The sequence below is a fragment of the Streptomyces sp. NPDC096310 genome (genome assembly GCF_044763125.1).
In the GTDB taxonomy this organism is placed as follows: Bacteria; Actinomycetota; Actinomycetes; order Streptomycetales; family Streptomycetaceae; genus Streptomyces.
Genome location: NZ_JBIWFO010000005.1, coordinates 216,735 through 223,800, shown reverse-complemented (window position 1 = coordinate 223,800; position 7,066 = coordinate 216,735). Strand labels below are relative to the sequence as shown.

Here is a 7,066-nt window from a genome sequence, read left to right as displayed (position 1 = left end):
CGATATTGCGGGGAGGGATGGTGCGGGGAGAGGTGGTACGGGAAGGTCAGTCGGTGCCGCGGCCGGTCTTCGCCGTCCAGCGCACCGGGTGTACGAAGGTGGCGACGATCGCACCGGTCCCGGGGAAGGAACGCGGGTCCACCAGGCCGACCGCGGCCGGCTCGCGCCCCGGCCGCCAGGTGAAGCTGCCGAACGCCCGGTCCCAGATGGACAGGTCGGAGCCGTAGTGCCCGGCCTCGGCCAGATCCGTGCTGTGGTGCAGCCGGTGCTGCTCGGGCCCCACGAACACATGGTTGAGCCGACCGAGACCGACGGCGATGTTGGCGTGCACGAAGTACCCCTGGGCGACGACGAACAGGCCCGCGCCGAAGACGGTCGTCCCGGAGAACCCGACGATCGCCAGGGACATTTGGACGAACGCCTGGGAGACGAAGACATCGGCGATGTGATTGACACCGTTGTTGGCGACATTCACCTTGTCGGGGACGTGGTGCACACCGTGCAGCCGCCACAGCCACCGGTTGGTGTGCCCGAGCCGGTGCACCGTGTAGCCGGCCAGTGAGCCGAGCAGCACGGCGAGGGGTATCTCCGCCCATAGGGGGAGTACGGGGTCGGTCGTCGCGAGCTCGCCGGCCGCGACCACCACCATCGACTGCGCCAGGGTGCCGCCCACCGTCGTGAGGACGAAGTACACGCCGTACCAGCGCCACTCACGGCGGCTGGGGTGCCAGGCCCGCTCGTACGGGATCACCCGCTCCAACGCCGCGAGGTAGCAGATCAACGAGAGCTGGAAGGCGAACGTGACCCGGCCGGTGTCCCAGCCGTACCGCGTGGTCAGGGCGAAGACCACCCCGACCGAGAGCAGCAGAAGGGGGTGGCAGGTACGGGAGAGCAGCGCTCCCACCCCGGCGCGCGGGGCGATCCCGGGCCCTGGCAGGCCCGCGCCACTCACCGTTGAACCAGACATGTCGCACCCTTCGCTCATGGGGACGTGGGCAAGGACCAGACAGCACTTTCCCCTGGCATTTCACCGGCCAGGGGCCACGTAACAGCATGCGTTGGATCAACTACGGGCAGCAATATCGTCTGACCGGCGCGCGGGGGCTCATCGGCCCAGTACGCCGTCGGTGCGCGCCCCCGGCGCAACCCCGTCGAGGGTTACTTCCTGGCATGAACGCGTTTGCGGTGGGCCAGGCGGCCGGTCCGTGTTTACCCGTGGAGAGCGCTGTCACCCGGAAGAGCGGCCGCTCGCCCGTTACATGAGCGGTGTGGCGGGTAGGGGGCGGCGCCAACCCCCCGGCGCGTTCCGTCCCGGTGCCGCGTCTCAGCGCGGTGTGTCGGACGCGGCGCGGCCCACCGACTCGACCAGGGGCAGCAGCCGGTGCGCCACCCGCTCGCGCAGCGCCATCTCCGTCCGTGTACGGACCACCCCCGGCAACTGGATCAGCCGCTGGACGACGTCCTCCAGATGGCCGTTGTCCCGCGCGACCACGCGGGTGAGCAGATCGCCCGCTCCTGTGATCGAGAACGCCTCGATGATCTCGGGGACTTGGGCGAGCGCGTCGCCGACCTCGTCCAGATGCCCCTGCGTGACCTCGATATGGACGAAGGCCAGTACCGGATGGCCGAGGGCGGCGGGGGAGAGGTGGGGACCGGTGCCCGTGATCACACCGTCCCGCTCCAGCCGGTCGAGCCGGGCCTGCACCGTGCCCCGTGCGACCCCGAGGAGCCGCGCGTACTCCCGCACGCTGCTGCGCGGCCGCTCGATGAGCAGTCGCAGAATGCGGGTGTCGAGGGCGTCCACCGGCATGGTCCTTCGGCCTCCCGCCGTACTGTGCGTCGCGCCGCTCCGCGTACGCCGCGCCGCTCCGCGTACGTCGCGCCGCTCCGCGTACGCCGCGCCGTTCCGCGACGACTGTACCGATGGCCGGGCCTGGCGCCGTACCGCCGTACCGCCGGCCCGCCCTCCGTGGTCGTACCTGTCGCCGTGTCACCGGCCCGCCGCAGCCGTCAGGACCCGAAAGAGGACGCGCCCTGCGCGTCGCGCCCGGCCACCGGATCCCGCGTGATGAAAAATCGCGCCGGAGCGGATCGGACGGAACGGCGGAACCGGTACGGGGTACGACGGAGGAGCGGCACATGAGGAGAACCGGTGGACGAGGAAATCCGCGTCGCCCGCTCTGGGCCCTGTCCCTGCTGTCCCTCTGCGCGGTCGTCGGAGTGCTGGCCGCGCCGCCCCGGACCCCCAGGGCGGCGCCCTGTGAACGCGTCCTGGTGGGGGTGGCCCATCAGGACGACGACCTCCTCTTCGTCAATCCGGAGATCCGGCGGACCCTTCGCGCCGGATGTTCGGTCAGTACGGTCTATCTGACCGCCGGGGACGCCGGTCACCCCTTCCGGGAGAGCTACTACGTGAGAAGCCGGGAGGACGGTGTACGGGCGGCGTACGCCGAAATGGCGGGCACCGCGGACCGCTGGAAGAGGGACGATGTCGTCCTGGGCGACCGCAGGCTCCTGTCGTACACCCTGGCCGCCGGAGCGGACGTCCGGCTCACCTTCCTCCGGCTGCCCGACGGACTGCCCCGAGGCAGCGGCACCACCACCAACCGGCACCAGAGTCTGCTCAAGCTCTTCCGCGGGGAGATCAGGACGATCAGGCCCGTGGACGCGGAGCGCGCCTACACCGAGGGCGAACTGCTCACCACCCTGACGGAGTTGGCCGACCGGGAGAAGGCACGCCGCGTCCGTACCCTCGACTACGACAACCACTCCTTCGGCCACCACGACACGCGAACCGTCGACCACAGCGACCACAGCGACCACGCGGTGGCGGGACGTTACTTCCGAAGGGCCGCCTACGACGCGGCGGACCGGCCCCCCGTGACGCCGTACCTCGGGTACAGCATGTCCCTCCTGCCCGCCAATCTGACACCGGGGCAGAAGAAGACGAAGGAAGCGGTGTTCGAGACCTACTACCGGCACCGGGGATGCGTACCGAGGAAATGCCCCGCGTACCTCCCGTACGGCGCCGGCTACCGGAACTGGGTGGGCAAGGAGTACCGCAGAACGCACCGTGCGCCCCGCCCCGGCGAGATCATGTCGGCGATCGCCACGACGAACTCCGCCCGCACGGTGGAACTCTGCCTCACCGCGGAAGGTGGCGCGAAGGGCGCCGCCGGGGTCGCGACGCGCGCGTGCGACGGTGCGCGGACCCAGGCGTGGACGTTCGACGCCGGCGCCGTCCGGACCGCGGTGGGCGGACGTTGCCTCACCGCGCCGTACGGGAACTCCTCGACCCCCGCCCTGTCCGTGTGCGACGGGTCGCCGGGCCAGCGCTGGTGGCGCGACGCGGGGGGACGCATCGGCTCCGAGGAGGGCTGTCTGACCCAGGACGACATGGTGATTCTGCGCCCCCGGCTCCACCTGGCGCGGTGCGCTCCGTACCGCCCGGAGGTTCGCTGGTACGGGTGAACCCGTACGGATGTTCCCCTGTTTTCGACGGAAATCGCGCGGAAGCCTCTCTTCCGTCGAAAACCGGCACTAGTGTCCGGTGCATGGCGGAGGCAGAGCGGGTGCGCACACGAAGAACGCTGATCACGATCGTGGGGGCCGTCGCCGCGGCGAGTCTTGGGATCGGCGGAGCGATCGCGGCGGGGTCGGGGGAGGACCACGCCGCGAACGTCGGTACGACGGTGGCTCCGGCGGCCGACGAGACGGTCGCCCCCGAGACGGCTGGTGGCATTACGGACGGTGGCACCACGGACGACAACACGTTGACCGGCGGCACCACGGACGGGGGCGGCGCGGGCAACGGCGGTACGGACGCCGGCGGCGTGAGCGGGTCCGGAGGCGCCGAACCCGGCCCGGAGGAGTCGGGCGGACTCCCCTCGCCCGACCCCACGAGCGCCCCTGACCCCACGAGCGCCCCTGACCCCACGAACGACCCCACCGGTTCTCCCGGTTCTCCCAGCTCCCCGGCGGACCTCGAAGACCTCACCCGGCGCATCGACGAACTCGACAAGAAGGTCGACCGGCTGCCCACCAAGAAGGAACTGGCCGACGCGCTCCGCGCCTTCGCCGACCAACTGGACGCCCAGGACTGAGGCCGGCGGCCCGGCCCGGCGCCCCTGCGCACCACCCTGGTCCGTTGGCCCCCACCGGCCGGCAGAACAGCGCTTCGACTGAGCCAATGGCACAGTAATCCGGACAAGTGTTGAGCCATCGCGCCGCCGGATGCTTATCTGTGCCTCTGTGAAAAGCATGTTCGTGGCCCCGGACCCGGGGCGTCTCAGGCTCAGGAACGCGCTGCGCGCCGTCCTCGGCATCGCCCTCGCCGTCGCGGTGTGCGGGGCGGCCGGGCTCTCGCTGACCGCGTCGGTCTTCGGCGGCCTGGCGGCGCTGCTCGCGCTCTTCACCGTCCTCGACCCGACCGTCCGCGCCCAGCGCCTGACGACCGCGCTGCTGCCCGCCGTCGGCCTCCCGGTCCTCGCCCTGGCCACGGTCCTGCACGGGGTGCCCCTCGCCCGCGACACGGCCTTTCTCGCCGTCGTCCTCGCGGGGGTCTACGCCCGGCGCTGGGGCCCGCGCGGCCACGCGCTCGGCATCTTCGCCTTCATGAACTTCTTCGGCACCCAGTTCCTGCACGCAGTCCCCGCCCAACTGCCCGAACTGGCCGCCGCCACGGCGCTGGCCCTGCTCATGGCCGGCACCGTCCGCTTCGTCCTGTGGCCCATCGAACGGCGCACCCCGCCCGCCCCCGTCCCGCCCGCGCCCACCGGCACCGGGCTCGCGCGGACCACCACCCGGCAGGCGCTCCAGTCCACCGTCGCCTGCGCGTTCGCCCTCGTCATCGGCCAGGCGCTCTCGGACGACCGCTGGTACTGGGCCGTCGGTACCGTCTGGTGGATCTTCGTCAACACCGCGTCGCGTGGCGAGACCCTGGTCCGCGGCTTCCGGCGGGTCCTCGGCACAGTGATCGGCCTCGTCGTCGGGGTGCTCGTCGCCGTCCCGCTGCACGGCGCCCCCGTCCCCACGGCCGTCCTCGTAGCGGTCTGCGTCTTCGGCATCTTCTACACGGCCCAGGTCTCCTACAGTTGGATGGTCCTGTCGGTGACCGTGATGGCCGGGCTGCTCTACGGGCTGCTCGGCGTCCTCGACCCCGCCCTGCTCGCGCTGCGCCTCGCGGAGACCGGCGCAGGGGCCCTCGGCGCGGCGCTCGCCGTCGTCCTCGTACTGCCCGTGACCGTCCACGCCACCACCGACGCCTGGATCCGCCGCACACTGCACAGCGTCCACGCCTGTACGGCCGAGGCCGCCCGCCGGCTCGCCGGGGACACGGCGGCGGACCCGGCGCCGTACGGAGCCGAACTGGAGCTGCTGCTCGGCCGCGTACGGATGTCCCTCGCCCCGCTGGTCCATCCGCTCAGCCCGCTGCGGGCCCGCAAGGCCCGCGCCCGGCAGGTGCTCGGCCTGCTCGACGACTGCGCGCGCGAGGTGAGGGGGTTCGCCGCCGTAGCCGCCGACCCGGCCGCCTCGCACGACGCCCGGCTGTCCGCCGCCTGCGAGCGGATCGAGGCCGCCGTGCGCGCACTGGTCGCCCCCGGAGCGGAGTTGACCGGTACGACGGCGGCCCCGATCGCCGCCCCGCACCCGGCCCACCATCCCGGGGCCGAGGCCGCGCTGGCCCATCTGCACGGCCTGGAGCGGGCGCTCACCGGGCTCTCCGCGCCCCTGCGCACCGCGCCGCGCGCCCCGCTCGCACCCGCCTGACCCACCCGGCAGGGTGCACCGCGACCGCTCCCGTACCTCCTGCTACGGTCGGCCGGGCGATCGGCGGATCGGGCGGCGCGCTACCAGACCGGGCGGCGCGCCCACCGGGCCGGGCGTCGTGAACGCCGGGCCGGACAGCGGAAGACCGGTCCGCGGGACGGGACGAGAGGGCGGCACACACGGTGAGTGGCGACAACGGCGGACGCAAGGGCGGACGGGCCTTCATCGGATCGTTCACCTCGGCAGGGGGCCTCGGTGTGCTCGCCGCCGCCGTGGACGCGCGGACCGGAGCGCTCACGGCGGGCGGCGCGACGGACGCCGTGGCGGATCCCTCGTACCTCGCGCTCTCGCCGGACGGCAGCGTCCTCTACGCGGTCTCCGAGACCGACGAGGGCGCCGTGGCCGCCTTCCGCACCCCGGACATCGCATCCGGGGGACACCCGGCGCCGCGCCTGCTCACGGACCCCGTGCCCGTCCATGGCGCGGGACCGACCCATCTCACCTTCGCCGACGGGCATCTCCTCACGGCCAACTACGGTTCCGGCAGCGTCTCCGTCCTGCCCGTCGCCGCGGACGGACGCCCGAAACCCGTCACCGGGGTGCTCCGGCACGAGGGATCAGGACCGCACCCCGACCGGCAGCGCGGCCCGCACGCCCACCAGGTGGTGGCCGCGCCCGGCGGGCGCTGGATCCTCAGCACCGACCTGGGCACCGACAGCGTACGGATCTCCTCCCTCTCCATCGCCACCGGCGAACTGGTCCCGCACGGCGAGACCGCGCTGCGCCCCGGCAGCGGCCCCCGCCACCTCGCCTTCCACCCGGCGGGCCGCCATGTCTACGTCCTGGGCGAGCTGGAACCGGTCCTCACCGTCTGCCGCTGGGACCCGGCGAACGGCGTGCTCGAACCGGTCGGCCGGACCGCCGTCCTGCCCGAAGGCATGGAGGGCGGGTGCTACCCCTCCGAGGTGGTCGTGGCGCCGGACGGACGGTTCCTCTGGGTCGCCAACCGGGGCCACGACACCATCGCCGTCCTCGCCCTCGACCCGACGTACGAGAAGCCGGAACTCCGCACCACCGTGCCGTGCGGCGGGCACTGGCCGCGCGATCTCGTGCTGGACCCGACGGGCCGCAGGCTGTACGTGGCGAACGAGCGCTCCGGCGACGTGACCTGGTTCGACATCGACCCGGCCGACGGCGTCCCGGCCCTGGCCGGCGCCCTGCGGGCCCCCGCCGCGTCCTGCGTGATCTTCGGCTGAGCGGCCCCCGCGCGGGGACAGGGCGGCCGCAGGCGGCACGG

At 72.9% G+C, this 7,066-nt stretch carries 6 protein-coding genes; 4 read left to right on the top strand and 2 right to left on the bottom strand.

Translation table 11 applies throughout. The features are described from left to right. Nucleotides 1–46: 46 nt before the first annotated feature. The gene (locus tag ACIQ7D_RS14590) at nt 47–967 is read right to left on the bottom strand and encodes a sterol desaturase family protein (protein WP_403937344.1); all 921 of its coding nucleotides are present in this window, start codon (nt 965–967) and stop codon (nt 47–49) included. A 357-nt stretch (nt 968–1,324) separates the two neighbouring features. Next, the gene (locus ACIQ7D_RS14585; RefSeq protein WP_403937343.1) at nt 1,325–1,810 is read right to left on the bottom strand and encodes an Lrp/AsnC family transcriptional regulator; all 486 of its coding nucleotides are present in this window, start codon (nt 1,808–1,810) and stop codon (nt 1,325–1,327) included. Between the two features lie 329 nt (nt 1,811–2,139). Here ACIQ7D_RS14585 and ACIQ7D_RS14580 point away from each other — a divergent pair, with 329 nt between their 5' ends. From ACIQ7D_RS14580 to ACIQ7D_RS14565, 4 genes are all read left to right on the top strand, one after another. Then, nucleotides 2,140–3,471: a ricin-type beta-trefoil lectin domain protein gene (locus tag ACIQ7D_RS14580; protein WP_403937341.1), complete on the top strand. Its 1,332-nt coding sequence runs from the start codon at nt 2,140–2,142 to the stop codon at nt 3,469–3,471. An 83-nt stretch (nt 3,472–3,554) separates the two neighbouring features. Beyond that, nucleotides 3,555–4,103: a hypothetical protein gene (locus tag ACIQ7D_RS14575; RefSeq protein ID WP_403937339.1), complete on the top strand. Its 549-nt coding sequence runs from the start codon at nt 3,555–3,557 to the stop codon at nt 4,101–4,103. Between the two features lie 157 nt (nt 4,104–4,260). Continuing rightward, nucleotides 4,261–5,769: an FUSC family protein gene (locus tag ACIQ7D_RS14570; protein ID WP_403937337.1), complete on the top strand. Its 1,509-nt coding sequence runs from the start codon at nt 4,261–4,263 to the stop codon at nt 5,767–5,769. Between the two features lie 182 nt (nt 5,770–5,951). Further along, entirely contained in the window at nt 5,952–7,025 is a 1,074-nt protein-coding gene (locus ACIQ7D_RS14565) for a lactonase family protein (protein ID WP_403937335.1), read from the top strand. Nucleotides 7,026–7,066: the final 41 nt, after the last annotated feature.

Coding starts and splice junctions, on each gene's coding strand:
- ACIQ7D_RS14570 (WP_403937337.1), top strand. CDS start 4,261: ATGTTCGTGGCCCCGGACCCGGGGCGTCTCAGGCTCAGGAACGCGCTG.
- ACIQ7D_RS14580 (WP_403937341.1), top strand. CDS start 2,140: ATGAGGAGAACCGGTGGACGAGGAAATCCGCGTCGCCCGCTCTGGGCC.
- ACIQ7D_RS14575 (WP_403937339.1), top strand. CDS start 3,555: ATGGCGGAGGCAGAGCGGGTGCGCACACGAAGAACGCTGATCACGATC.
- ACIQ7D_RS14585 (WP_403937343.1), bottom strand. CDS start 1,810: ATGCCGGTGGACGCCCTCGACACCCGCATTCTGCGACTGCTCATCGAG.
- ACIQ7D_RS14590 (WP_403937344.1), bottom strand. CDS start 967: ATGTCTGGTTCAACGGTGAGTGGCGCGGGCCTGCCAGGGCCCGGGATC.